The 25,183-nt window shown below is 58.4% G+C and carries 29 protein-coding genes and 1 other RNA gene; 20 read left to right on the top strand and 10 right to left on the bottom strand.

Annotated features, from left to right (window positions below):
• Positions 1–26: 26 nt before the first annotated feature.
• Both ENGE1_RS03185 and rraB read right to left on the bottom strand, forming a co-directional pair.
• Entirely contained in the window at positions 27–776 is a 750-nt protein-coding gene (locus ENGE1_RS03185; protein WP_048253791.1) for a LysM peptidoglycan-binding domain-containing protein, read from the bottom strand.
• 148 nt (positions 777–924) lie between these two features.
• A complete protein-coding gene (gene rraB / locus ENGE1_RS03180; protein ID WP_043080803.1) occupies positions 925–1,338 on the bottom strand; it encodes a ribonuclease E inhibitor RraB in 414 nt (137 codons plus the stop codon).
• 176 nt (positions 1,339–1,514) lie between these two features.
• Between rraB and argF the strand changes: the two genes are divergently transcribed.
• A complete protein-coding gene (gene argF / locus ENGE1_RS03175; protein ID WP_048253792.1) occupies positions 1,515–2,519 on the top strand; it encodes an ornithine carbamoyltransferase in 1,005 nt (334 codons plus the stop codon).
• A 36-nt stretch (positions 2,520–2,555) separates the two neighbouring features.
• Here argF and rlmG read toward each other — a convergent pair whose 3' ends face one another.
• Positions 2,556–3,692, bottom strand: coding sequence for a 23S rRNA (guanine(1835)-N(2))-methyltransferase RlmG (gene rlmG, locus ENGE1_RS03170; RefSeq protein WP_043080805.1), 1,137 nt, complete (start codon positions 3,690–3,692; stop codon positions 2,556–2,558).
• A gap of 83 nt (positions 3,693–3,775) precedes the next feature.
• On the opposite strand from rlmG, the gene ENGE1_RS03165 reads away from it, so the two are divergent.
• The 4 genes from ENGE1_RS03165 (at position 3,776) to sstT (ending at position 8,002) form a co-directional block, all read left to right on the top strand.
• On the top strand, positions 3,776–4,276 hold the full coding sequence (locus tag ENGE1_RS03165) for a M48 metallopeptidase family protein (RefSeq protein WP_043080806.1): 501 nt from the start codon (positions 3,776–3,778) through the stop codon (positions 4,274–4,276).
• A gap of 70 nt (positions 4,277–4,346) precedes the next feature.
• Positions 4,347–5,345 carry a Gfo/Idh/MocA family protein gene (locus tag ENGE1_RS03160; RefSeq protein WP_043080807.1) on the top strand — a complete coding sequence of 333 codons (999 nt, stop codon included), beginning with the start codon at positions 4,347–4,349 and terminating at the stop codon, positions 5,343–5,345.
• A 238-nt stretch (positions 5,346–5,583) separates the two neighbouring features.
• Positions 5,584–6,546 (top strand): TerC family protein, encoded by a 963-nt coding sequence (locus ENGE1_RS03155; protein ID WP_043080808.1) that lies wholly within the window; start codon positions 5,584–5,586, stop codon positions 6,544–6,546.
• A 211-nt stretch (positions 6,547–6,757) separates the two neighbouring features.
• On the top strand, positions 6,758–8,002 hold the full coding sequence (gene sstT / locus ENGE1_RS03150) for a serine/threonine transporter SstT (RefSeq protein ID WP_043080809.1): 1,245 nt from the start codon (positions 6,758–6,760) through the stop codon (positions 8,000–8,002).
• A 16-nt stretch (positions 8,003–8,018) separates the two neighbouring features.
• On the opposite strand, the gene ENGE1_RS03145 is transcribed toward sstT, so the two are convergent.
• From ENGE1_RS03145 to uxaC, 3 genes are all read right to left on the bottom strand, one after another.
• Positions 8,019–8,573: a YgjV family protein gene (locus ENGE1_RS03145; protein WP_045287343.1), complete on the bottom strand. Its 555-nt coding sequence runs from the start codon at positions 8,571–8,573 to the stop codon at positions 8,019–8,021.
• 73 nt (positions 8,574–8,646) lie between these two features.
• Positions 8,647–10,134, bottom strand: a complete 1,488-nt coding sequence (locus ENGE1_RS03140) for a UxaA family hydrolase (protein WP_048253793.1) — start codon at positions 10,132–10,134, stop codon at positions 8,647–8,649.
• 19 nt (positions 10,135–10,153) lie between these two features.
• Positions 10,154–11,563 carry a glucuronate isomerase gene (gene uxaC, locus ENGE1_RS03135; protein ID WP_048253795.1) on the bottom strand — a complete coding sequence of 470 codons (1,410 nt, stop codon included), beginning with the start codon at positions 11,561–11,563 and terminating at the stop codon, positions 10,154–10,156.
• Positions 11,564–12,023: 460 nt separating this feature from the next.
• Here uxaC and ENGE1_RS03130 point away from each other — a divergent pair, with 460 nt between their 5' ends.
• From ENGE1_RS03130 to ENGE1_RS03085, 10 genes are all read left to right on the top strand, one after another.
• Complete coding sequence (locus ENGE1_RS03130) at positions 12,024–13,319, top strand: MFS transporter (protein ID WP_043080813.1); 1,296 nt, start codon at positions 12,024–12,026, stop codon at positions 13,317–13,319.
• A 117-nt stretch (positions 13,320–13,436) separates the two neighbouring features.
• Positions 13,437–14,213 carry a transcriptional regulator ExuR gene (exuR, locus tag ENGE1_RS03125; protein WP_043080814.1) on the top strand — a complete coding sequence of 259 codons (777 nt, stop codon included), beginning with the start codon at positions 13,437–13,439 and terminating at the stop codon, positions 14,211–14,213.
• 314 nt (positions 14,214–14,527) lie between these two features.
• A complete protein-coding gene (gene yqjA / locus ENGE1_RS03120) occupies positions 14,528–15,190 on the top strand; it encodes a DedA family general envelope maintenance protein YqjA (RefSeq protein WP_043080816.1) in 663 nt (220 codons plus the stop codon).
• A 2-nt stretch (positions 15,191–15,192) separates the two neighbouring features.
• Entirely contained in the window at positions 15,193–15,576 is a 384-nt protein-coding gene (gene mzrA / locus ENGE1_RS03115; protein ID WP_043080817.1) for an EnvZ/OmpR regulon moderator MzrA, read from the top strand.
• 148 nt (positions 15,577–15,724) lie between these two features.
• Positions 15,725–16,093 carry a DUF1090 domain-containing protein gene (locus ENGE1_RS03110; RefSeq protein ID WP_043080818.1) on the top strand — a complete coding sequence of 123 codons (369 nt, stop codon included), beginning with the start codon at positions 15,725–15,727 and terminating at the stop codon, positions 16,091–16,093.
• Positions 16,094–16,131: 38 nt separating this feature from the next.
• On the top strand, positions 16,132–16,434 hold the full coding sequence (locus ENGE1_RS03105; protein WP_043080820.1) for a DUF883 family protein: 303 nt from the start codon (positions 16,132–16,134) through the stop codon (positions 16,432–16,434).
• 2 nt (positions 16,435–16,436) lie between these two features.
• A complete protein-coding gene (locus ENGE1_RS03100; protein WP_043080821.1) occupies positions 16,437–16,835 on the top strand; it encodes a phage holin family protein in 399 nt (132 codons plus the stop codon).
• Positions 16,828–17,127 (top strand): YqjK-like family protein, encoded by a 300-nt coding sequence (locus ENGE1_RS03095; RefSeq protein ID WP_043080822.1) that lies wholly within the window; start codon positions 16,828–16,830, stop codon positions 17,125–17,127. Before ENGE1_RS03100 ends, ENGE1_RS03095 begins: the two co-directional genes overlap by 8 nt.
• 218 nt (positions 17,128–17,345) lie before the next feature.
• Entirely contained in the window at positions 17,346–17,738 is a 393-nt protein-coding gene (locus tag ENGE1_RS03090) for a DoxX family protein (protein WP_043080824.1), read from the top strand.
• A gap of 135 nt (positions 17,739–17,873) precedes the next feature.
• Positions 17,874–18,860, top strand: a complete 987-nt coding sequence (locus tag ENGE1_RS03085) for a glutathione S-transferase family protein (protein ID WP_043080825.1) — start codon at positions 17,874–17,876, stop codon at positions 18,858–18,860.
• A gap of 57 nt (positions 18,861–18,917) precedes the next feature.
• On the opposite strand, the gene ENGE1_RS03080 is transcribed toward ENGE1_RS03085, so the two are convergent.
• Positions 18,918–19,814 carry a LysR family transcriptional regulator gene (locus tag ENGE1_RS03080; protein WP_048253796.1) on the bottom strand — a complete coding sequence of 299 codons (897 nt, stop codon included), beginning with the start codon at positions 19,812–19,814 and terminating at the stop codon, positions 18,918–18,920.
• Between the two features lie 103 nt (positions 19,815–19,917).
• On the opposite strand from ENGE1_RS03080, the gene ENGE1_RS03075 reads away from it, so the two are divergent.
• The 3 genes from ENGE1_RS03075 (at position 19,918) to ENGE1_RS03070 (ending at position 21,259) form a co-directional block, all read left to right on the top strand.
• Entirely contained in the window at positions 19,918–20,619 is a 702-nt protein-coding gene (locus ENGE1_RS03075) for a pirin family protein (protein WP_048253797.1), read from the top strand.
• Positions 20,620–20,643: 24 nt separating this feature from the next.
• Positions 20,644–20,814, top strand: coding sequence for a hypothetical protein (locus tag ENGE1_RS28945; protein WP_098938361.1), 171 nt, complete (start codon positions 20,644–20,646; stop codon positions 20,812–20,814).
• Positions 20,815–21,034: 220 nt separating this feature from the next.
• Positions 21,035–21,259 (top strand): YdcH family protein, encoded by a 225-nt coding sequence (locus tag ENGE1_RS03070; RefSeq protein ID WP_043080828.1) that lies wholly within the window; start codon positions 21,035–21,037, stop codon positions 21,257–21,259.
• 40 nt (positions 21,260–21,299) lie between these two features.
• Here the strand turns inward: ENGE1_RS03070 and ENGE1_RS03065 are convergent, their stop codons facing one another.
• The 3 genes from ENGE1_RS03065 to ENGE1_RS03055 form a co-directional block, all read right to left on the bottom strand.
• Positions 21,300–21,578 carry an IS66 family transposase zinc-finger binding domain-containing protein gene (locus ENGE1_RS03065; protein ID WP_048253798.1) on the bottom strand — a complete coding sequence of 93 codons (279 nt, stop codon included), beginning with the start codon at positions 21,576–21,578 and terminating at the stop codon, positions 21,300–21,302.
• A 330-nt stretch (positions 21,579–21,908) separates the two neighbouring features.
• Positions 21,909–22,285, bottom strand: an RNA gene (gene rnpB / locus ENGE1_RS03060) — RNase P RNA component class A.
• Between the two features lie 59 nt (positions 22,286–22,344).
• Complete coding sequence (locus ENGE1_RS03055) at positions 22,345–23,154, bottom strand: DeoR family transcriptional regulator (RefSeq protein WP_045287353.1); 810 nt, start codon at positions 23,152–23,154, stop codon at positions 22,345–22,347.
• 250 nt (positions 23,155–23,404) lie between these two features.
• Between ENGE1_RS03055 and kbaZ the strand changes: the two genes are divergently transcribed.
• Positions 23,405–24,685, top strand: a complete 1,281-nt coding sequence (gene kbaZ / locus ENGE1_RS03050) for a tagatose-bisphosphate aldolase subunit KbaZ (protein ID WP_048253799.1) — start codon at positions 23,405–23,407, stop codon at positions 24,683–24,685.
• A 17-nt stretch (positions 24,686–24,702) separates the two neighbouring features.
• A complete protein-coding gene (agaV, locus tag ENGE1_RS03045; protein ID WP_048253800.1) occupies positions 24,703–25,176 on the top strand; it encodes a PTS N-acetylgalactosamine transporter subunit IIB in 474 nt (157 codons plus the stop codon).
• Positions 25,177–25,183: the final 7 nt, after the last annotated feature.

The following is a 25,183-nucleotide window of genomic DNA, read 5'->3' as shown; positions in this document are numbered from 1 at the left end:
GGCATATTGCGCGCGGCGAATCACGATTATGCGGCCGCTTTGCCTTTCTCAATGACCTCAAAGGCATACCTGAGCTTTGTGGCATATAGCGGATCGTCGCTGCCGTAGCGCTGCGCTATCGTCTCCGCTTCCATTGCGCGCCAGCCGGTAATGCACCGCTTAATGCTTGCCCTGCGGCATTTCAGCACCTGTCCGGCATGCAGTCGGGAGAGATCCGCCCCAGGATTCAACCTGAGCATCACTTCGACGGTCGCTCCCTGATGGCGGGCAATCTTCTCAATGCTGTCGCCGGGCTTGACCGTGATGTCAAAGATCTTACCGCCTGCGGCGACGATGCTCTGATGGGAAAAGAGCGCCATCTGCTTTAGCAAATAGCCGACGTCGGCGCGCAGGGTATATTCCGGCCTGGTGCGCACCGAACCGGAGAGCAGCAGCTTCCATGCCGGCGGAATGATCAACTCCCCACCTTCTGTACCACGGAGAAAAGCGCACAATCCGTCGTCATCCGACGCGCCGCCCCGCATCGGCCGGGTATACCATTCGCCGTGGCGGGCGCCGGTCTCCGCCCACAGGACGGCCTTAATCAACGTCCCGCTGAGCGGCTGATAGCCGGGGGTGTCGGCAAGATGTTTATTGTAGGCATCGACCGTACGCTGAATTTCGCCGTCCCAGAATCGCCAGGCGGTATCGTTAAGCGCACTATTAATACTTTCCTGCCATAGTGTTATCACTGCTTTGGCGTTTTTTTCTGGCGAAATAATCGCATCGGTCATCATAGACATATTCCGAGTATGGTCATTCTGCCGGCATGGTATGACGTGCGATTGAAGATATGAAGAGGTTTGAAAAAAAATAGAATATGCTTAGATTTTACAGGACGGGAAACAGTATGTACGACAGCGGCACGAGGCCGCTGCCGCTAAATCAGTGGCGAACGCCGTCGTCGTCTTCGTCGATGTACTCTTCGTCGCCCTCTTCGCCGTCCGGATCTTCGAAGTAGGTGCCCCAGCCGTCGTACTCAACGCCGTGCTTCTCGGCGAGGGTCATCAGCTGTTCAACCTGGGCATCGATCTGATCGGCATTCAGCGCGCACTCGGAGAGCGCGTCGCAGCAGATAACCACCTCGCCCTCTTCCACTTCCAGCTCTTCCGGCTCGGTCACTTCGTAGCCCAGCTTAAAGACCTCTACCGCCACTTTCTCAAGCGTTTCAAAGTCATCCGCAGAGAGGTGGTGCTCAATGGTATACAGCGCGTCCGGATCGCTGCCATCTTCCAGTAACTCTTCAATAATCAGGCGCGTCTCTTCACGCTGCTCTTCCAGATGCTCCGGGTTTGCCATGGCTCGTTCCTCATAAATGTGCGGCAGATAGTGCGGCAGATACGTCTATTTTCACACAGCATGATGATTGCCTCCACCTTTCCTGAAAAGATTTGTGAGACGGGGTTGCATGTGAATATTAATCCATATAAATTGAATTTTAATTCAATAAGTGGCCTAAGCCATGAGAGGGAAACATGACAACGCTCTATCAGCAATCATTTTTGAAACTGCTCGACTTCACACCTGCCGATATCAACAGCCTGCTCGCGCTGGCAGCCAAGCTTAAAGCCGATAAAAAAAGCGGCAGTGAACAAGCCCGGCTGACCGGTAAAAACATCGCGCTCATCTTCGAAAAAGACTCGACCCGCACCCGATGCTCTTTCGAAGTTGCCGCTTACGATCAGGGGGCCCGGGTAACGTATCTTGGCTCGAGCGGCAGCCAGATCGGCCACAAAGAATCCATCAAAGACACCGCCCGGGTGCTGGGCAGAATGTATGACGGTATTCAGTACCGCGGCTACGGCCAGGAGATCGTTGAAACGCTGGCGCAGTACGCCGGGGTGCCGGTGTGGAACGGGCTGACGGACGAGTTTCATCCGACCCAGCTGCTGGCGGACCTGCTGACCATGCAGGAGCACCTGCCGGGCAAGGCGTTTAACGAAATGACGCTGGTCTACGCCGGGGACGCCCGCAACAATATGGGCAACTCGATGCTTGAGGCCGCGGCGCTCACCGGCCTCGATCTGCGCCTGGTCGCGCCCAAGGCCTGCTGGCCGGAAGCGAGCCTGGTGACCGAATGCAAAGCGCTGGCGCAGAAAAACGGCGGCAATATTACGCTGACCGAAGACATCGCCGCGGGCGTGAAGGGCGCGGACTTTATCTATACCGACGTCTGGGTATCGATGGGCGAAGCGAAAGAGAAGTGGGCGGAGCGCATCGCGCTGCTGCGCGGCTACCAGGTCAATGCGCAGATGCTGGCCCTCACCGGCAACCCGCAGGTCAAGTTCCTGCACTGCCTGCCCGCCTTCCACGACGACCAGACGACGCTCGGCAAACAGATGGCCGCCGACTTTGGCCTGCACGGCGGCATGGAGGTGACCGATGAGGTGTTTGAGTCCGCCGCCAGCATCGTGTTTGACCAGGCCGAGAACCGCATGCACACCATTAAAGCGGTGATGGTCGCCACCCTCGCGAAGTAGCAACCGCGTCTCCCGGCGGGTCCGGGAGACGTTTTTTTAGCGCTTACGCCCCAGCTTTACCGCCTTCAGAATGACGAACTTCTTGTTGGTCGCCACCGTGGTGCAGTTGCCGAAAATCTTCTTCAGCTTGTGGAAATAGTCGAGGTGGCGGTTGGCCACGATCACCAGCTCGCCGTTGATTTTCAGGCAGCGGCGGGCGTGGTGGAACATCTCCCAGGCGACGCTGTCGGTCAGGGCGTGCTGCTGGTGGAACGGCGGATTGCAGAGCACCGCGTTAAAGCGGAACGGCTCGACGCCCGAGAGCGCGTTGTTGATCATAAACTCGCAGCGGTCCAGCGCCTCCGGCAGGTTGGCTTCGACGTTCATCCGGCTCGAGGCCACCGCCATCGGCGACTCATCCACAAACACGACGCGAGCCTGCGGATTTTTCTCCAGCAGGGTCATGCCGATCACGCCGTTGCCGCAGCCGAGATCGACGATTTCCCCTTCCAGATCCTGCGGCAGGTGCTCCATAAAGAAGCGCGCGCCGATATCCAGCCCGCTGCGCGAGAAGACGTTGGCGTGATTGTGGATCGTCCAGCCGGTGCCCTCCAGCGGCCAGGAGGTCACGGAGGAGGACTCTGCCAGCGCGGGCGCGGTATAGGTGCAGTTAATCAGCCGCGCCTTTTTCCACGCCAGCGTGGTGGTGGTGGTGCCGAGGATCTGTTCGAACAGCGCCAGCGTCGAGGTGTGCACATCCCGGGCCTTGGCGCCGCCGATAATCCGCGTTTGCGGGGTCACCACACCGCGCAGGGCGCGCAGCTGCTGCTCCAGCAGGGCCAGGGTTTTGGGGATTTTAATCAGCACTACCGCCGGCGCCTGCGGATAATCCGCAGTGCTATCGAGAAAGGTAACGCTGTTTTCGGCGATATCGTTATGGCGCAGGTTTTCGCGGGTCGCCAGCTCGCTGAGGTACGAGTCGCCGATGCTGTAGGGCTTATGCGCCGCCAGCGCGCAGGCCAGCGCGCCGAAGGTATCGTTAAAAATCAGAACCGGGCCGCTGATGTCGGTATCGTCCAGCTGCTGCAGCAGATACTCATCCGCCGCCTCCCACGCCTGAAGCGGGCTGACGTCGTCCGTTTCCGGAAAACGCTTAAGTGACAGTGAACGGAAACCGTTGTCTGAATGGCTCATCGGCCCTCCTGAGTGATAAAATTCTGGTCGTCCCCCGACGGGGCGCGTGAGTATACCCTTTTTTGAGCATAACCGAGACCATCATGAGCGAACTTCCCTACATTAGCGGCTATCCCGAACACCTCGTGGCGCAGGTTCGCGACCTGATCGCTCAGGATAAGCTGGGCGCCGTGCTGGCGAAGCGCTACCCGGACCGCCACGGCATCAGCAACGATAAGGCGCTGTGGGCGTTTACGCAGGATCTGAAAAACCGCTATATGCGCAGCGCGCCGCCGCTCAATAAGGTGATGTTTGATAACAAGATCCACGTACTGAAAAACGCCCTGGGGCTGCACACGGCCATCTCCCGGGTACAGGGCGGCAAGCTGAAAGCAAAGGCGGAAATCCGCGTCGCCACCGTGTTTCGCGAGGCGCCGGAGGCGTTTCTGCGCATGATCGTGGTCCACGAGCTGGCGCACCTGAAGGAGAAAGAGCACAGCAAGGCGTTCTATCAGCTCTGCTGCCACATGGAGCCGCAGTATCACCAGCTGGAGTTCGATACCCGGCTGTGGCTGACGGAGATGGCGTTGGCAGGATCTGCGTAAGCGCACGTGTTTTGTCATTTTCGCGTGCTAAAGTGATAAGAAGTTAACTATCCGGAGCACCCAACTTCTCATGATACGTCTCGCCGTGATTGGCACCAACTGGATCACCCGTCAGTTTGTCGATGCCGCCCATGAAACGGGCAAGTATAAGCTGACCGCCGTATACTCCCGCAGCGCTGAACAGGCGCAACGCTTCGGCAGCGACTATCTGGTCGACAGGCTGTTTACCTCCCTTGAAGAGATGGCGCAGAGCGATGAGATCGACGCGGTCTATATCGCCAGCCCCAATTCGCTGCACTTTGCGCAGACCGCGCTGTTTCTCGGGCACCAAAAGCACGTCATCTGCGAGAAGCCGCTGGCTTCAAACATTGACGAAGTGGAGGCGGCCATCGCGCTGGCGCGGGAAAACCAGGTGGTGCTGTTTGAAGCCTTCAAAACCGCCAGCCTGCCCAACTTTATCCAGCTGCAGCAGGCGATGCAGCGCGTCGGCAAGCTGCGCAAGGCGTTTATCAACTACTGCCAGTACTCTTCCCGCTATCAGCGCTACCTCGACGGCGAAAACCCCAACACCTTTAATCCGGCCTTCTCCAACGGCTCGATCATGGATATCGGTTTCTACTGCCTGGCGGCGGCGGTGGCGCTGTGGGGCGAGCCGCACGGCGTGCAGGCGACCGCCACACTGCTGGAGAGCGGCGTCGACGCCCACGGCGTGGCGGTGCTCGACTACGGCGATTTTAGCGTGACGCTGCAGCACTCAAAGGTGAGCGATTCGGTGCTGGCGAGCGAAATCCAGGGCGAAGAAGGCTCGCTGGTGATTGAGAAGATTTCCGAGTGTCAGAAGGTCGCCTTCGTGCCGCGCGGCGGCAAGCCGCAGGATCTGAGCCAGCCGCAGCACATCAATACCATGCTCTACGAGGCGGAGCTGTTTGCCCGCCTGGTGGCGGAGAATGAGGTCAACCATCCGGGGCTGGCGGTGAGCCGCACCACCGCCAGGCTGCTGACCGACATCCGCCGTCAGACCGGCGTGGTCTTTCCCGCCGACGGCATCAGCGCGCAGGCCATTGCGTAAAAGCGCGTAAAGGCGTTGACGCCGCCCGCCGGCTGTCATATTTTGACACACGCAAAGGGGAGTAACTTGTTCGCCGGTGGGTCGTCATTACGAAGCGTTTATCGCTTCCGGTCGCCGGGCAGCGCAACAGAGCGTCGCTGTAAGTGAGACCTTGCCGAAAGGCGAGGTCCGCGCAAAAACTCCTGCAACGGCTAACGTCTTTTGACATTAGCCGTTTTTTTTGCGTGAGGACAACGTTATGAATAGTGTCGGCAACCCGCTGCTGTGGGGCGGATTCGCGGTAGTGGTGGCCATTATGCTGGCCATCGATCTCCTGCTGCAGGGCCGTCGCGGCGCGCAGACCATGACCATGAAGCAGGCCGCCGGCTGGTCCATCGTCTGGGTGACGCTCTCCCTGCTGTTTAACCTCGCCTTCTGGTGGTATCTGAGCGCCACCCAGGGACGCGCCGTGGCCGACCCGCAGGCGATGGCCTTTCTGACCGGTTACCTGATAGAAAAAGCGCTGGCCGTGGACAACGTCTTCGTCTGGCTGATGCTGTTCAGCTACTTTGCCGTTCCGGCCGCGCTGCAGCGCCGGGTGCTGGTTTACGGCGTGCTGGGCGCTATCGTACTGCGAACCATCATGATCTTCGCCGGCAGCTGGCTGATCGCGCAGTTTGACTGGCTGCTCTATCTCTTCGGCGCCTTCCTGCTGTTTACCGGCGTCAAGATGGCGCTGGCGAAAGAGGACGAGGGCGATATTGGCGATAAGCCGATGATCCGCTGGCTGCGCAGCCGCCTGCGCATGACCGACAAAATCGAAAACGAGAGATTCTTCGTCCGCCGCAGCGGCCTGCTGTACGCCACGCCGCTGCTGCTGGTGCTGATCCTGGTGGAGCTGAGCGACGTTATCTTTGCGGTCGACAGCATCCCCGCTATCTTCGCGGTGACCACCGATCCGTTTATCGTCCTGACCTCGAACCTGTTTGCTATCCTCGGCCTGCGCGCGATGTACTTCCTGCTGGCGGGCGTAGCGGAGCGCTTCTCGATGCTCAAGTACGGCCTGTCGGTGATCCTGGTCTTTATTGGCGTCAAGATGCTGATCGTCGATTTCTACCATATCCCTGTCGCCATCTCGCTGGGCGTGGTGTTTGGCATTCTGGTGCTGACCCTGCTGATCAATACGTGGGTCAACCACAAAAATGACCAAAAAACAGCCTAAATGACGGCTGAAGCCGGGTGAACTCAGCGTCACCCGGCCTGATGCCGTAAATGAACAGTTAAAAACTATGACGCACTGCGTAAAATCCAGCATTTCACGCTTCCCCGCCGCCGTATAATCTTTATACTCATCTCTGCAAACATTTGTTACATCCGACAGCGCGGTCGCAGAATCGCCGGGATCACGCCACATAACACACGAAGGAAGAGTCATGACTACGCAACGCCCCTCGGGCCTGTTCCAGCGCATCGCGCAGGGTAGCCTGGTAAAACAAATTCTCGTCGGCCTGGTGCTGGGTATTTTACTGGCCTGGGTTTCACCTTCGGCAGCCAATGCCGTGGGTCTGCTCGGCACGCTTTTCGTCGGCGCGCTGAAAGCGGTCGCCCCGGTGCTGGTGCTGATGCTGGTGATGGCCTCCATCGCCAACCACCAGAAGGGGCAGAAAACCAGCATTCGCCCGATTCTGTTCCTCTATCTGCTGGGGACCTTCGCCGCGGCGCTCACCGCCGTGGTCGTGAGCTTCCTGTTTCCCTCTTCGCTGCATCTGGTCACCGGCGCAACCGGCGTCACGCCGCCGTCGGGGATCGTAGAGGTGCTGCGTGGCCTGCTGTTAAGCATGGTTTCGAATCCTATTGATGCCCTGCTGAACGCCAACTATATCGGTATTCTGGTCTGGGCCGTCGGCCTCGGCTTCGCGCTGCGCCACGGCAGTGAGAGCACCAAAAACCTGGTTAACGACGTGTCTCACGCGGTCACCTTTATGGTCAGAGTGGTGATCCGCTTTGCGCCGCTGGGTATTTTTGGCCTGGTCGCCTCAACGCTTGCCACCACCGGCTTCGAAACGCTGTTCAGCTACGCGCAGCTGCTGCTGGTGCTGGTGGGCTGTATGCTGTTTGTGGCCCTGGTGCTGAATCCGCTGCTGGTGTACTGGAAAATTCGCCGCAACCCCTATCCGCTGGTGCTGCTCTGCCTGCGCGAAAGCGGCGTCTACGCCTTCTTTACCCGCAGCTCGGCGGCCAATATTCCGGTGAATATGGCGCTGGCGGAAAAGCTGAATCTGGACAGGGACACCTACTCGGTCTCAATTCCGCTGGGCGCGACCATTAACATGGCCGGGGCGGCGATCACTATTACGGTACTGACGCTGGCGGCGGTGCATACGCTGGGTATTCCGGTGGATCTGCCTACCGCCCTGCTGCTGAGCGTGGTGGCGTCGCTGTGCGCCTGCGGCGCCTCCGGGGTGGCGGGCGGTTCGCTGCTGCTGATCCCGCTGGCCTGCAACATGTTCGGCATCCCGAACGATATCGCCATGCAGGTGGTGGCGGTCGGCTTTATTATCGGCGTGCTGCAGGACTCCTGCGAGACGGCGCTCAACTCGTCAACCGACGTGCTGTTTACCGCTGCCGCCTGCCAGGCCGAGGATGCCCGGCTGGCGAAAAACCCGCTGCACGGCTGATTGACCCGCTCTTCCGCTATCGGGCGGAAGAGCTCTCCTCCCTCAGCGACGCCTCCACTTTAAACGGATCGATACCGCGCCGCTGCATGCGCCAGAAGCGGATAATATTCAGGCCGTTCATCACCAGAAAGCTGCTCTCAATCAGCGAGCCGCCAATCGAGCCGAGCCAGACATTGTGGGCCACCCAGCAGGCGGTCGAGCACCAGATCACGCAGCGCATCGTCAGGCCCCGGCAGCGAAACAGCGCCCAGGTGCTGACGATGGTGCCCGCCACCGGCAGCAGTTCCATCGGATGGTGGAATTTTGCCAGCCCGATGCCGCCGGTCAGGACAATAAACAGCGCCATCACCCACAGGCTGCGGGTGCGCAGGGTAACCAGCGTGCGCACCGCGTTAAGCAGCGCGCTGGCGCCCGCCGGAAAGGCGCCCATCAGGAAAAAGTGTACGCCGATGATGGCGCTATAGACGGAAAGCTGCTTCTTGAACCGCCGCTCGTCGCGATTAATGAAGGTGGTAATGCCGACCAGAAAGGCGATGACGCCAACGCCCTGGGCAAGCCAATACGCGGTCATGATGGGTCCTTTGAATGACGCTGACAGGAAAACGGCGCTTCAGTGATGAAACGCCGTTTTATGTTAATCAGGATCAGAGCGTGACGCCAGATTTAAAAATCGCCAGTTCGCGGAAATCGTTCTTTTCGTTGCAGGTCTGCCTGCCGCTGGCAAACTCGACGATGGCATCGATGAACGCGTTAAGCACCTCCGGCATCGCCTTACCGTGGATCAGCTGGCCGGCGTCAAAGTCTATCCAGTGCTTCTTCTTCGCCGCCAGCTCGCTATTGGTGGCAATCTTCACCGTCGGCACGAAGCCGCCGTAAGGCGTGCCGCGCCCGGTGCTGAACAGCACCATGTGACAGCCCGCGCCCGCCAGGGCGCTGGTGGCGACCGCATCGTTGCCCGGCGCGCTCAGCAGATTGAGGCCGGGAGTTTTCAGACGCTCGCCGTACTTCAGCACGTCCACCACCTGACTTGAACCCGCTTTCTGAGTACAGCCCAGCGATTTCTCCTCAAGGGTAGTAATGCCGCCCGCCTTGTTGCCCGGCGACGGATTCTCGTAGATGGGCTGGTTGTGGGCGATGAAGTACTGCTTGAAGTCGTTAACCATGGTGACGGTCTTCTCAAAGGTCGCTTCATCGCGGCAGTGGCTCATCAGCAACCGCTCGGCGCCGAACATCTCCGGCACTTCGGTCAGTACCGTGGTGCCGCCGTTGCCGATCACGTAGTCGGAGAAGCGCCCCAGCATCGGGTTAGCGGTAATCCCGGACAGGCCGTCGGAGCCGCCGCACTCGAGGCCAAATTTCAGCTCGCTGAGCCTGCCCGGTTCGCGCCTGTCGTGGCGCATGGCGGCATAAAGCTGATGCAGCGCCTCAAGGCCCGCCTCCACTTCATCATCCTGCTTCTGGCAGATCATAAAGCGCACGCGGTCAGCGTCGAAATCGCCGAGGGTTTCGCGGAAGGCGTCCACCTGGTTGTTTTCACAGCCGAGGCCAATCACCAGCACCGCCCCGGCGTTGGGGTGGCGCACCATGTTCTGCAGCATGGTGCGGGTGTTGACGTGATCGTCCCCGAGCTGGGAGCAGCCGTAGGTGTGGCTGAAGAGAAACACGCCGTCGGTGCCTTCCGCGTTGTTGGTCTCTTTCAGAAAGCGATTCTGGATCTGGCGGGCGATACCGTTCACGCAGCCGACGGTCGGCAGGATCCACAGTTCGTTGCGGACCCCGACCTCGCCGCCGGGGCGGCGGTAAATCTGCACCTCGCGGTCGCCGCCCGCCTCCTGCAGCGCCTGAAAATCAGGCTGATAGCGATACTCGTCCAGATCGCTCAGGTTGGTTCTCGCGTTGTGGGAGTGAATATGTTCCCCGGGCGCAATGTCCGTCAGCGCGTGACCAATGGGCAGACCATATTTAATGACGTTTTCACCTTTCGCTATCGCCCGCAGGGCGAATTTATGCCCGCGGGCAATGTCGGACAGCAGCCGCACGGCCTTACCCTCAACGGCCACTTCCGCGCCTGCGGAGAGGTCGGCCAGAGCGACAGCCACGTTGTCCAGCGAATGGATCTTGATGTATTGCATATCAACCAGCCTCGGGTCTTTAGTTCAGCGCAATGGCGAAGTAGTCGCGCGCATTGTTAAAGCAGATATTCTTCACCATCTCGCCAAGCAGCTGCTCGTCGGCAGGCGCTTCGCCCGCGGCAACCCAGCGGCCAATCATCTGGCACAGGATGCGGCGGAAGTATTCGTGGCGGGTGTAGGAGAGGAAGCTGCGGCTGTCGGTCAGCATGCCGACAAAGCGGCTCAGCAGGCCGAGCTGCGCCAGCTGGGTCATCTGCCGCTCCATGCCGTCTTTCTGATCGTTGAACCACCAGCCGGAGCCGAACTGCATCTTGCCCGGCATCCCTTCGCCCTGGAAGTTGCCGATCATGGTGCCCAGCACCTCGTTATCGCGCGGGTTCAGGCAGTAGAGGATGGTTTTCGGCAGCAGGTTCTCTTCGTTCTGCTTGCTCAGCAGCTTCGACAGCGCCTCCGCCAGCGGGCGGTCGTTGATGGAGTCAAAGCCGACGTCCGGCCCCAGCAGCTTAAACTGGCGCTGGTTGTTGTTGCGCAGCGCGCCGATGTGGTACTGCTGCACCCAGCCGCGGCGGGCGTATTCGGCGCCCAGCCAGACCAGCACGGCGGTTTTAAACTGCGCGACTTCATGCTCGCTCAGCGCTTCGCCTGCCAGGCGGCGCGCCAGGATCGCGTCCAGCTCGGCTTCGCTGGCGTCGGCGAACAGCACGACGTCGAGGGCGTGGTCGGAAACTTTACAGCCGTGGGCTTCGAAATGATCCAGGCGCTTCGCCAGCGCGCTCTGCAGATCGGCAAAGCGGGTGATGTCTGTGTCGGAAACGTCGGCCAGCTTCGCCATGTAGTCGCTAAAGGTCGCCTGCTCGATGTTGAAGGCTTTGTCCGGGCGCCAGCTCGGCAGCACCTTGACGCTGAAGCCGTCTTCGGCGATGCGGGCGTGATGTTCGAGAGAATCAATCGGATCGTCGGTGGTGCCGACCATTTTGACGTTCATCTGCTGCATGATACCGCGGGCGGAGAAGCTCTCCTGGGCCAGCAGATCGTTGCACTGGTGCCAGATCTCATCGGCGGTCGCCGGAGAAAGCAGCTTGCCGGTAATGCCGAACGGGCGGCGCAGCTCCAGATGCGTCCAGTGGTACAGCGGGTTGCCAATGGTGTGCGGGACGGTCGCCGCCCAGGCGTCAAACTTTTCGCGATCGGACGCATCGCCGGTACACAGGCGCTCGGCCACGCCGTTGGTGCGCATCGCGCGCCACTTGTAATGATCGCCTTTCAGCCAGATGTCATACAGGTTCTGAAAACGATAGTTTTCCGCAATTTGCTGCGGCGGCAGGTGGCAATGGTAGTCAAAGATCGGCTGATCTTTGGCGTAATCGTGGTACAGACGGCGGGCAAATTCGCTGTCCAGCAGAAAATCTTCGGTCATAAACGGGGTCATTACGTCTTCCTCTCAACGAGTGCGTCAGATGCTTAACGTGTATGCTGCAAAGTTATCACACCAATTTCCAGAAACAGAAGGTTATTTAGTGAGTCAGATCAATAAAACCAGATAAAAAAAGTACCCAGAAAGAAGTAAACCTCGCTCCAGGCCGCACCAGTACTGGCTTCATCTGTCGGAGATATTGTCTACACTGTTATTCCCTCTTTTGTGACGGTTCTCACCCTTTAAAGCTGTATGACAAGTTATCGTTCAGCCCGTCGAAACCTATAAACCGACGGAATGTATTTCCGGTGACGATCGCACCGGACTTTAGCGGTACGGATACCGAATTAGCACGATGGCTACGTAAAAATTCGGGTCACCCCAGGTTCTCCTGTCAGACCCTCCGTTAATTACCCGCTTTCCTCACGGGAAAGGGTCGCGCAAAGCGCGGATATAACAAGCGATGAGGTTTTACATGCGTAAAATTAAAGGGTTGCGTTGGTATATGATCGCCCTGGTAACCTTAGGTACCGTTCTGGGCTACCTGACGCGTAATACCGTGGCAGCCGCCGCACCGACGTTTATGCAAGAGCTGCATATCTCTACCCAGCAATACTCCTACATTATTGCCGCCTACTCCGCGGCCTATACCGTGATGCAGCCGGTGGCAGGCTACGTTCTCGACCTGCTCGGCACCAAGATTGGCTATGCCATGTTTGCCGTACTGTGGGCCTGCTTCTGCGGCGCCACGGCGCTGGCGGGGAGCTGGGGCGGTCTGGCGGTAGCGCGCGGCGCGGTCGGCGCTGCCGAAGCGGCGATGATCCCGGCGGGCCTGAAGGCCAGCTCCGAGTGGTTCCCGGCAAAAGAGCGCTCCGTGGCCGTGGGCTACTTTAACGTCGGCTCCTCTATCGGGGCGATGATTGCGCCGCCGCTGGTAGTGTGGGCTATCATGGCGCACAGCTGGCAGATGGCGTTCATTATCTCCGGCGTCCTGAGCTTCGCCTGGGCGATGGCGTGGCTGATTTTCTATAAGCATCCGCGCGACCAGAAGCATTTAACCGATGAAGAGCGCGAGTACATCATCAGCGGTCAGGAAGCGCAGCACCAGACCAATAACGGCAAAAAAATGTCGGCAATGGAAATCATCCGCAACCGCCAGTTCTGGGGCATCGCGCTGCCGCGTTTCCTGGCTGAGCCGGCGTGGGGTACCTTCAACGCCTGGATCCCGCTGTTCATGTTTAAGGTTTACGGCTTTGACCTGAAGCACATCGCGATGTTTGCCTGGATGCCAATGCTGTTTGCCGACCTCGGCTGCGTGATCGGCGGCTACCTGCCGCCGCTGTTCCAGCGCTGGTTTGGCGTTAACCTGATTGTCTCCCGTAAGCTGGTGGTGACCATGGGCGCCGTACTGATGATTGGCCCCGGCATGATCGGCCTGTTTACCAGCCCGTACGTGGCCATTGCCCTGCTGTGCGTCGGCGGCTTTGCTCACCAGGCGCTGTCCGGTGCTCTGATTACGCTCTCTTCCGACGTCTTCGGCCGCAACGAAGTGGCAACCGCCAACGGTCTGACCGGGATGGCCGCCTGGACTGCCAGCACCCTGTTTGCTCTGGTGGTCGGCGCGCTGGCCGATACCCTCGGCTTCAGCCCGCTGTTCGCCGTGCTGGCAGTGTTCGACCTGCTCGGGGCGCTGGTTATCTGGACGGTACTGCAGAACAAGCCGGCCAGCGAAACCGCCGCTGCGGTGGGTGGCCCGGCAACGCAGCACTAAATTGTCATACATCTCGCAAAACAGCCGCCCGAGGGCGGCTTTTTGCTGCCCTCTGCTGGTGACGATAGCGGATAAGTGGTATAACAAATCAATACAGCCGTACAGACTGGAGCGCATATGGAAATCACGGAATCACGCCGTTTATATCAACAGCTTGCCGCTGAGCTAAAAGATCGCATCGAGAACAGCGTCTATCTTGTGGGGGACAAACTGCCCGCCGAGCGCTTTATTGCCGATGAAAAGAACGTCAGCCGCACGGTGGTGCGCGAAGCGATCATCATGCTGGAGGTTGAGGGCTACGTAGAGGTACGCAAAGGTTCCGGGATCCACGTCGTTTCAAATACCGCGAAGCACTCGCACACCCACAATGAATCCCTGGAATTTGCCAACTACGGCCCGTTCGAGCTGCTGCAGGCCCGCCAGCTGATCGAGAGCAATATCGCTGAGTTCGCCGCAACTCAGGTGACCAAGCAGGACATCATGAAGCTGATGGAGATCCAGGAGCACGCCCGCAAGGAGAAGTGCTTTCGCGACTCTGAGTGGGATCTGCAGTTTCACGTGCAGGTGGCGCTGGCGACCCACAATACGGCTCTGGCCGCCATCGTTGAGAAAATGTGGACCCAGCGCGCGCACAACCCGTACTGGAAAAAGCTCCACGAGCACATTGACCTGCGCACCGTTGACAGCTGGTGCGACGATCACGACCAGATTCTACGGGCGCTGATCCGTAAAGACCCGCATGCCGCCAAGCTTGCGATGTGGCAGCATATGGAAAACACCAAGCAGATGCTGTTTAACGAAACCAGCGACGATTTTGAATTCAACGCCGACCGCTATCTGTTTGCTGAAAATCCCGTTGTTCACCTCGACACTGCCGCTAACGCAGCGAAATAGTCTCCTGTCGCCCTCGGCGCGCCGCTGAGGGTAAGTTAACCCTATATAGTGTCAGCCTGTGTAAAAAACCTCGCCTCACCTGCCTGCAATCAGCAAAATCAACCGGCAACACCCTGCAAATTTTGTAACCCCACGGCCGAGCCTTTGTTACACTTAGATGCATTTTGTTGTGCCTTAATCAGCGTCAGCTGATTTTTCTGAACATGGAAAGTTAAGAAATAAACCCCTGCGGCCTTCATAATGAACAAAATCGCCGTCGTCAGGTCTCTTAGCGCGCTCCGCCGTGACGTTAATCGATGTACCAGGAATCATAAATGGAACTGTTGACCCAATTACTTCATGCCTTATGGAATCAGGACTTCGAAACCCTGGCGAATCCCTCAATGATTGGCATGCTTTACGTTGTATTATTTATGATTCTGTTCCTGGAGAACGGACTTTTGCCTGCCGCTTTCCTGCCTGGCGATAGCCTGCTGGTGCTGGTTGGCGTACTGATTGCCAAAGGCGCGATGGGATTTCCGCAAACCATCGCGCTGCTGACCATTGCCGCAAGCCTCGGCTGCTGGCTGAGCTATATTCAGGGACGCTGGCTGGGTAATACCCGCATCGTGCAAAACTGGCTATCGCATCTGCCCGCCCACTATCACCAGCGGGCGCATCACTTGTTTCACAAGCACGGCCTCTCGGCGCTGCTGCTGGGCCGCTTCATCGCCTTTGTCCGCACCCTGCTGCCGACTATCGCCGGCCTTTCCGGCCTCAGCAGCACCCGCTTTCAGTTTTTCAACTGGATGAGCGGCCTACTGTGGGTGCTGATTTTAACCACGCTGGGCTATCTGCTGGGCAAAACGCCGGTCTTTCTCAAGTATGAAGATGCGCTGATGTCCTGCCTGATGCTGCTGCCGGTCGTGCTGCTGGTCTTTGGCCTGATTGGCTCTTTGGTGGTGTTGTGGAAGAAAAAGCACGGAAGCCGGGGCTGACCATGCGCCTTTTCAACCGCACGTTTCGTCGTTTTACCTTCAGCCTTAGCGCGCTACTCTTGCTGGGCGTCGCGTTATGGTTTGGCACTGCCTTAAAACAGAGCGAATCCACGCTTGCTATTCGCCCGGCCAGCAGCAACGTCAGCCTGCCGGACGGGTTTTCAGTCTGGCATCACCTCGACGCAAACGGCATTCATTTTAAAAGCATTACGCCGCTGAATGATGGGCTGGTGATAAAGTTTGAATCCAGCGATCAGAGCGCGGCCGCTAAGGCCGTGCTTGACCGCTCCTTACCGCAGGGCTATATCATTGCGCTGCAGGATGATGATTCGCTGACGCTGGGGTGGCTCTCCCGGTTACGCAACTCCACCCACCGTCTCGGCTGAGCACTTCAAACATTCTGAATTTTTTCACTAATTTTGGTGATTTCACGTTTAGTTACTATGCTTGTATGAGCGGGAGTCACCGTCATTACAGTATCGACTGGATCGGATAGTGCTACGCGCTACCGCTACACAATGGAAGGTTCCTACTATGAAATACCGCATCGCTCTGGCATTTGGTCTCGCAGCATTAAGCGCACAGGCCCTGGCTTCTGCGCCCTGCCTGCAAAAGCAGCAGGATATTCAGCGTGAAATCAGCTATGCCGAAAAGCATCAGAATCAGAGACGCATTGATGGTCTGAATAAGGCGCTGCGCGAAGTGAAAGCGAACTGTAGCGACAGCAAGCTGCGCGCTGAACATCAGCAGAAAATCGCTGAGCAAAAGGAAGAGATTGCCGAGCGCCGCCGGGATCTGGCGGAAGCAAAGGAAAAAGGCGATGCGGATAAAATCAGCAAGCGTGAACACAAGCTCAGCGAAGCCCGGGATGAGCTGAAAAAGCTCGAATCCCGCACTTACTGAGTTAAAGGAAGTTTACTTGTTTAACACTGGAGAAAATCATGTCTAAAGATAATTCTGAACACCTGCGCGCAGAACTGAAATCCCTGGCAGATACGCTGGAAGAGGTGCTGAACACCTCCACCGATAAATCAAAAGAAGAGCTCGGTAAGCTGCGCAGCAAAGCTGAACGCGCGCTGAAAGAGAGCCGCTATCGCCTGGGTGAAACCGGCGACGCTATTGCTAAGCAAACCCGCGAAGCTGCGGCCCGCGCCGACGAATACGTTCGCGATAATCCGTGGCAGGGCGTGGGTATCGGCGCCGCTGTGGGTCTGGTGCTCGGCGTTCTGCTGTCGCGTCGTTAATTATGGCAAATACTCATCAACCCCAGGGCCCGGGTAAAGGCGTCTTCAGTATCGGGCAGCGGATGGTGACCATCCTCGTCGAAATGGTGGAGACCCGCCTGCGGCTGGCCGTCGTCGAACTGGAAGAGGAGAAAGCCAATCTCTTTCAGATGCTGCTGATGCTGGGCCTGACGCTGCTGTTCGCCGCATTTGGGCTGATGAGCCTGATGGTCCTGCTTATCTGGGCTATCGATCCTCAGTACCGGCTGAATGCGATGATTGCCACTACTGTGGTGCTGTTCCTGCTAGCGCTGATTGGCGGAGTCTGGACGATGGTGAGAGCGCGGCGCGCTTCTCTGCTGCGCCACACCCGCAAAGAGCTGGCAAACGACCTGGCGCTGCTGGAGAAAGACCGTGAGTAGCCGGCACGAGCTTGAGCAGCGCAAAGCGGCGCTGCTCAGCCAGATCCAGCAGCAGCGTCTCGATCTGGCCGGCTGCAGCAAAGACTGGCACCGCGTCACCAGCAGCTACGACCGCGGCTGGAACGCGCTGCTGAACCTGCGCTCCTGGGCGCTGGTCGGCAGCAGCATCATGGCCATCTGGTCCGTGCGCCATCCGCGCTTTGCCGTTCGCTGGGCTAAACGCAGCTTTGGCATCTGGAGCGCCTGGCGACTGGCCAAGAAGACGCTGCAAAAGCAGCGGCTGCGCGGCTGAACAGACGCACTGCGATAAAGCGCCTCCGGGCGCTTTTTTATTGTCTGCGATCCCCCTTCTGACAGAATCAATTTTTTTGACTTAAGCGGACAGTTTTCCTCGATAACAATTGCCTGCTCATACCATTACACTCCTCGCCATACACAGCAAGCACGTAATTCTGCATAAGAATTGCGGACTTAACGAACAGAAGTAAACTGTCTCAATCTGGAGAGAAAATGAAAAAATTAGATGATGTTGGTATTCTGGCTGCGCGTATTCTGATGCCAATCCTGTTTATTACCGCCGGCTGGGGCAAAATTACCGGCTATGCCGGCACTCAGCAGTATATGGAGGCGATGGGCGTTCCCGGCGCGCTGCTGCCGCTGACCATCCTGCTTGAATTCGGCGGCGGCCTGGCCATTCTGTTTGGCTTCCTGACCCGCACCACGGCGTTGTTTACCGCCGGCTTTACGCTGCTGACCGCTTTCCTGTTCCACAGCAATTTTGCGGATGGCGTCAACTCGCTGATGTTCATGAAAAACCTGACCATCGTGGGGGGCTACCTGCTGCTGGCCATCACCGGCCCCGGCGCGTTCAGCATCGACCGCGTATTGAATAAAAAATGGTAAGTTAGCTATACCTCAATAATTCGGGCAGCAGAACGCTATCGCGTCCGCTGCCCGAAGCAGGAAGGGTATATACTGAGTGAAATCCAGAAAGCGAGGTCAGGTCCTCGTTTTTGCCATCCAGAGAGGAAGAGAAGTATGGGACAACTGATCGACGGCGTCTGGCACGATGTCTGGTATGACACCAAATCAACCGGGGGCCGCTTTAAGCGCTCCACCTCGGCCTTTCGCAACTGGCTGACCGCTGACGGCGCGGCGGGTCCGTCCGGCGAAGGCGGTTTCGCCGCGGAGAAGGACCGCTATCACCTTTATGTTTCTCTCGCCTGTCCCTGGGCCCACCGCACGCTGATTGTCCGCAGCCTGAAAGGGCTTGAGCCGTTTATCGGCGTTTCCGTGGTCAGCCCGCTGATGCTGGAGAACGGCTGGACGTTTGAAGATACCTTTCCGGCCGCCACCGGCGACAGCCTCTATCAGCACGAATTTCTTTATCAGCTCTATCTGCACGCCGATCCGCACTACAGCGGCCGCGTGACGGTGCCCGTTCTGTGGGATAAAAAGCAGCAGACGATTGTCAGCAACGAGTCCTCAGAAATCATCCGCATGTTCAATACGGCCTTTGACGCCCTCGGCGCCAGGGCGGGAGACTACTATCCGCCCGCGCTGCGCGAGCAGATAGACGAGCTTAACGGCTGGATCTACGACAGTATCAACAACGGCGTCTATAAAGCCGGTTTCGCGACTTCGCAGGAGGCCTACGACGAAGCCGTCGCGGGCGTGTTCGACGCCCTTGAGCGCGTTGAGCAGATCCTCGGCCAGCACCGCTACCTGACGGGCAACCAGCTTACCGAAGCCGATATCCGCCTGTGGACGACGCTTATCCGCTTCGATCCGGTGTACGTCACCCACTTTAAGTGCGACAGGCACCGCATCAGCGACTATCTGAACCTGCACGGCTTCCTGCGCGACCTCTATCAGACGCCGGGCATTGCAGAGACGGTCGATTTTGCGCATATCCGCAACCACTACTTCCGCAGCCACAGGAACATCAACCCGACCGGGGTTATCTCCATCGGTCCGTGGCAGGATCTGGATGAACCGCACGGGCGCGATCTGCGCTTCGGCTAAGCGCTGGCAGCATAAAAAAGGCGATCCGCGGATCGCCTTTTTCATTTGCTGTCGGCCCTATCGTCCGGCAAACAGCTTAGGAATTTCGCGCAGGCACCAGGACTTTGCCTCGCCCATGCTGTCGCGCCGCCAGGCCATGATGATGTCCACCTGGCTTGTGGATTCCGGGCTTATCACCCGCAGTCTGCCTTCGGCAATATCCTGCTCGACCAGGTCGTAGGGCATCGTCGCCACGCCAAGCCCCGCCAGCAGCGCCGCACGCTTATCCTCGATCGTACTGACCGTCAGGCGCGGCTGCTTATCGAGCAGCTGCACGGTCAGCACCGGGCGCTCGCGGGCGGTATCCGCCACGGCGATGCCGCGATACTTCACCCGGGTCACTTCGGCGAGCGGCTCCGGCTCCTGGTGGATAGGATGATCCGGGGCGGCAACGTAGACGTTCATCACCGAATAAAGCTTGCGGGAGTTGATTTCCGACGAGGATCGAAAGTGCATGTCCGGGCCGATAACGATATCCGCCCTCCCCTGCTCCAGGCGCTCCCAGGCGCCGGCCAGCACCTCGGTTATCAGCGACAGCTGGGTGTTCGCCTTCACGGCCAGCTTGTCAATTAACGGAAAAAAGGCCGCCGTCGGCACCAGCGCTTCGGTCACCAGCGTCAGGTGCGTCTCCCAGCCGCGGGCCAGGGCCTCGGCGTCGGTGGTCAGCTTATCCGCCGCCTCCAGCAGCACGCGCCCCCGTTCGAGCAGCATACGGCCCACGTTGGTGAACTTGGTCCGATGGCCTGAGCGATCGAACAGCACCACGTCCAGCTCCTCTTCCAGCTTCTGCATGGTATAGCTCAGTGCCGAAGGCACGCGTCCCAGCTCATCTGCGGCGGCGGCAAAGCTCCCCCGGCGATCGATAGCGTCCATCACCCGCAGCGCTTCCAGCGTCAATGCTCTCTCTTTTGCCATGCTGTTCTCATTCAGGAAATTTGAATATACCGGGCAGAATATCTGGCTAACAATGCACCGTCCATACCTTTACCATTGTTTTAGTGTAAAGAGAGGTCAAAATATGATTACTACCCGAACGGCCAAACAGTGTGGACAAGCAGACTTCGGCTGGCTGCAGGCTCGATACACCTTCTCATTTGGACATTACTTCGACCCAAAACTGCTGGGCTATGCCTCCCTGCGGGTGCTCAATCAGGAAGTGCTGGCGCCGGGCGCTTCGTTCCAGCCCCGAACTTATCCGAAGGTGGACATCCTTAATCTGATCCTGGAAGGTGAAGCCGAGTATCGCGACAGCGAAGGCAACCACGTGCAGGCGAAAGCCGGAGAAGCGCTGCTGCTGGCCACCCAGCCCGGCGTCAGCTACAGCGAGCACAACCTCAGCAAAGATAAGCCCCTGACCCGCATGCAGCTGTGGCTTGATGCCTGCCCGGAGCGCGAGAATGCGTCGGTGCAGAAGCTGACCCTGGAGAGCAGCGTACATCAGCTGCTGGCCTCTCCGGACGGCAGCGAGCATAGCCTGCAACTGCGCCAGCAGGCCTGGGTTCATCAGATTGAGCTGGCAAAAGGCGAACAGGTTAGCTTTGAGATCCACGGCGCCCGCGCCTATCTGCAGTCAATACACGGCACCTTCCACGCGCTGACGCCGCAGGAAGAGAAAAAGGCGCTCACCTGCGGCGACGGCGCATTTATTCGTGACGAGCCTAACATTACGTTAGTTGCCGATACGCCGCTGCGCGCTTTGCTGATAGATTTACCGGTGTAAAAGGATGAACATCAGAAGGTCACGATGAGTAAAAAGAGCCGACGCCTGCCGAAAAACGTCCCAGAGCCAGCGATCCCGGAAGCAACCCCCGCCCCGGCGCCGCTGGCGTTTGGCTATGAAGAGATGCTTACTGAACTGGAGGCCATCGTCAGCGATGCGGAAGTGCGCAACGCCGAGGATGCGCTGAAGCAGTAGCCCAGGCTATCCGCGAAGATAAAATCGGGTAAAAGGGCGTTTAATTAAACGCTTCTTTTGCTCACGCTATTGCTCCCAGCATTTAAATCGTCTTTCTTTGCACAACCGCGCGTTAATTTCAAATAGGTGCTAAATGCGACACCGTTCTCATTATTGTTGCACCGCGTGGAATTATTATCAGGATATGGATTACCCTCACCACAATTAACAAGGAAGAGATATGTTTCCGGAATATCGAGCGTTAATTTCGCAATTAAAAACAACCCACCCGCGTTTCCAGGCGCTGTTTGAGAAACATAACGATCTTGACCATCAAATTTCCCGAATCGAAAATGGCGAAGGGCAGGGGTATGGTCAGCAGCTGGTTACCCTGAAGAAAGAGAAACTGCAGATCAAAGATGAGCTGTATAAAATTCTTCAGCAGGAGAGCCAGCACAGCAGCTAACCAACGGCGCCTGCCCGGAGGCGGCAGGCGCATCTCATCGCTAATGGTCCGTATTGGCAGAGATTTTCCCCTCCACCAGCCGCAGACACTTCTGACAGCGGTAGAGCGGCTGAACATACTGTTCAACGGCAAAGCGGCCTGCCGTAAACACCAGCCGCTCTCTTATCTCATTACGAATAAACATCAGCTCGCCCCGGCAGTACGGACAGCAGTCGACGCTGACCGGGTCGCGGCTTTGGGTTATCCGCGGCAAATGTTCAGGTAGAGGCTGACGGTGATCGTCGGCATCTGCCGCGCCGGTTTTATATGGGCAGTCCATGCATGATTCTCCCTGTAAACGATATAACTCCTTGCGCCTGTTTGACTTGCAAAGCAGGTGATTATTTTGAGCATATACTCCACGGGACGGTGATAGCAATCAGCGGATCTGCCTGTTTTCATACTTATTCAGCACAATAACCATCGCCGCCAAGGATAATTCCGGCGGCTGAAGAGAATGACGTAAAAATAAATAACTCTCTTATTTTTTAGAGATATTCCGCAAACATTTACAGTTAACTCTGAGAACAGGAATAAACAGAAGACCAGAGGCGATCATCCGCTGAGGCGCTTTCGTAACCCGAAAAGCACCTCAGCGGCTGTCAGAAGAGTGTGAAGCTGACCGGTAAGCCGGGTTCTGTCGTGGACAGTCATTCATCTAGGCCAGCAATCGCTCACTGGCTCAAGCAGCCTACCCGGGTTCAGTACGGGCCGTACCTTATGAACCCCTATTTGGCCTTGCTCCGGGTGGAGTTTACCGTGCCGCGAACTGTTGCCAGCCGCGCGGTGCGCTCTTACCGCACCCTTTCACCCTTACCTGATCCCGCTTGCGCGGGCCATCGGCGGTTTGCTCTCTGTTGCACTGGTCGTGGGCTTGCGCCCCCCAGGCGTTACCTGGCACCCTGCCCTATGGAGCCCGGACTTTCCTCCCCTGCGCCCGTCTCCCCGAAAGGACGACGACGCAGCGGCGACTGTCTGGTCAGCTTCGGCGCGAAGTATAGAGGGTTTGACGCGCGATGTCACCCTTCGTTATCCGGGCGGCGGCATCACGCCTTCACCAGCACCACCTCAGTGCCGGCGCGCTGCAGCTCCCGCAGGCTCTCCGCCGGGATCCCCTCATCGGTAATAATGGTGTCGATACGCTGGGTATCAATAATTTTGTGCAGGCTGGAGTGGTTGAACTTGCTGGAATCGGTCACCACGATGATGCGATCGGCCACTTCGCACATGCGGCGGTTGAGCCGCGCTTCGTCTTCGTTGTGGGTGCTGACCCCGCGCTCGGTGTCGATGGCGTCGACGCCGAGAAACAGGGTGTCAAAGTGGTAGTTGAGCAGCGACTGCTCGGCCTGATCGCCGTAGAACGACAGCGACTGGCGGCGCAGGTGGCCGCCGGTCATCAGCAGCTCCACGCCTTCGGCGTCCACCAGCGCGCTGCCGACGTTCATGCCGTTGGTCATGGCGATAAGATCCTGATGGTCGCGCAGCAGCAGCGCGATTTCATACGTGGTGGTGCCGGAGTCGAGGATAATGCGCTGGCCGGGGCTAATCATCGCCACCGCCGCCGCCGCAATCTTGCGCTTGAGGGCTGTATTGAGGGCGCTTTTGTCCTCAACCGACGGTTCTGCGCCCGGCGTGGGGCCGCTGCAGATAAGCGCCCCGCCGTAGGCGCGAACCGCAATTCCCTGCTTCTCCAGAAAGGCCAGGTCGTTGCGGATGGTGACCGTTGAGACGCCAAACTGCGCAGAGAGATCGTTAACCTGCACGCTTCCGTGCTGCCGCAGCCGCTGGATAATCAGCTCCCGCCTCTCGCTGGTGCCGGAGACGCGCTTACCTGCAGCAGTATCGCTACTACTCATAAAAGATCCTTTATCCGCTTCTTTCGTTTCATTTCGATTTATCTATTAACCCCTTTCTTATCGCGAAATGCAAGACCCCTCCGGTGGCAAAAATGGCCCTTTTTCGCGGGTCATAGACTTTCATTATGTTTCTTTTGTGAATCAGATCGGAAAACCATTATCTTTCGTTTTATTTTTGACGCAGGCTGGTGCGATATTAAATGAAATAAAACGAAAGATATTTGCCAGACAATCCACTATGGAGAGGAAAGTGAAACATCTTATTGATATCGTTGCTCAACACAAGCAGGGAAAACCGGGCGGCATCTATGCCATCTGCTCCGCCCATCCGCTGGTGCTGGAGGCCGCCATCCTGTTCGCCAGAGAGCAGCAGGCCCCGCTGCTGATTGAGGCCACGTCCAACCAGGTCGATCAGTTCGGCGGCTACACCGGCATGACGCCCGCCGACTTCTTTGGCTTCGTCAGCCAGATGGCGGACCGGCTCGGATTTCCGCGCGAACAGCTGATCCTCGGCGGCGATCATCTCGGGCCGAACCGCTGGCAGGGGGAACCGTCGGCGGCGGCAATGGAGAAAGCGCAAGAGCTTATCCGCAGCTACGTGGCCGCCGGCTTCAAAAAGATCCATCTCGACTGCAGCATGTCCTGCGCCGACGATCCGCTGCCGCTCACCGATGAGATCGTCGCCGCCCGCGCCGCGCGGCTGGCGAAGATCGCTGAAGAGACCTGCATTGAACAGTTCGGTGAAGCCGATCTGGTCTACATCATCGGCACCGAGGTGCCGGTGCCCGGCGGCGCCCACGAACCCCTCAGCGAGCTGGCGATCACCACGCCGGAGGCCGCAACGGCCACTCTCAGGGCCCACCGCCATGCCTTTGAGGCCGAGGGCCTGTCGGCGCTGTGGCCGCGCATCATTGGCCTGGTGGTACAGCCCGGCGTCGAGTTCGACCACAACAGCGTGATCGACTACCGCCCGGAGAAAGCGGTGGCCCTCAGCAGGATGGTCGAAAGCTACGAGACGCTGGTGTTCGAGGCCCACTCTACCGACTATCAGACCCCGCAGTCGCTGCGTCAGCTGGTGGTCGATCACTTCGCGATCCTCAAAGTGGGCCCGGCGCTGACTTTCGCCCTGCGCGAGGCGCTGTTCTCGCTGGCGGGCATCGAAGAGGAGCTGATCCCGGCGAAGTCCTGCTCCAGCCTGCGCCAGGTGCTGGAGGACGTGATGCTGGACAGACCCGAGTACTGGCAGAGCCACTATCACGGCGACAGCAATACCCGCCGCCTGGCCCGCAGCTACAGCTATTCGGACCGCATACGCTACTACTGGCCGGATGCACACATTGATGAAGCCTTCGCCCATCTGGTGCGCAATCTCGGCGATACCCCGGTACCGCTGCCGCTTATCAGCCAGTATCTGCCCCTGCAGTACACCGCCGTGCGCGAAGGCAGGCTCGCCGCCGCGCCGCAGGCGCTGATTATTGACCATATTCAGGATGTTATCCGCCAGTACCACGCCGCCTGTGCCGGCGAATAAACGCGAGGAAAATAATAATGCCAAATATCGTACTGAGCCGCATTGATGAACGCCTGGTCCACGGCCAGGTTGGCGTGCAGTGGGTCGGCTTCGCCGGCGCCAACCTGGTGCTGGTCGCCAATGATGAGGTTGCCGAAGATCCGGTGCAGCAGAATCTGATGGAGATGGTGCTGGCGGAAGGGATCGCCGCGCGCTTCTGGTCGCTGCAGAAAACCATCGACAACATTCACCGCGCCGCCGACCGGCAGAAGATCCTGCTGGTGTGCAGGACCCCGGCGGACTTCCTGCGCCTGGTGGAGGGCGGCGTGCCGATTACCCGCCTTAACGTCGGCAATATGCACTTCGCCAGCGGCAAGCGGCAGATTGCCAAAACGGTATCGGTGGATCAGGACGATATCAGCGCCTTTAACGGCCTGAAGGCGGCGGGCGTGGCGTGCTTCGTGCAGGGCGTGCCCACCGAGCCTGCCCAGGACCTGTTTACACTTCTCTGAGGAGCCA

The sequence above is a fragment of the Pluralibacter gergoviae ATCC 33028 = NBRC 105706 genome (assembly GCF_001598855.1).
GTDB classification, from domain to species: Bacteria; Pseudomonadota; Gammaproteobacteria; order Enterobacterales; family Enterobacteriaceae; genus Pluralibacter; species Pluralibacter gergoviae.
Note: the sequence above shows the minus strand (reverse complement) of the source record. Positions and strands in the feature narration are given on the sequence as shown.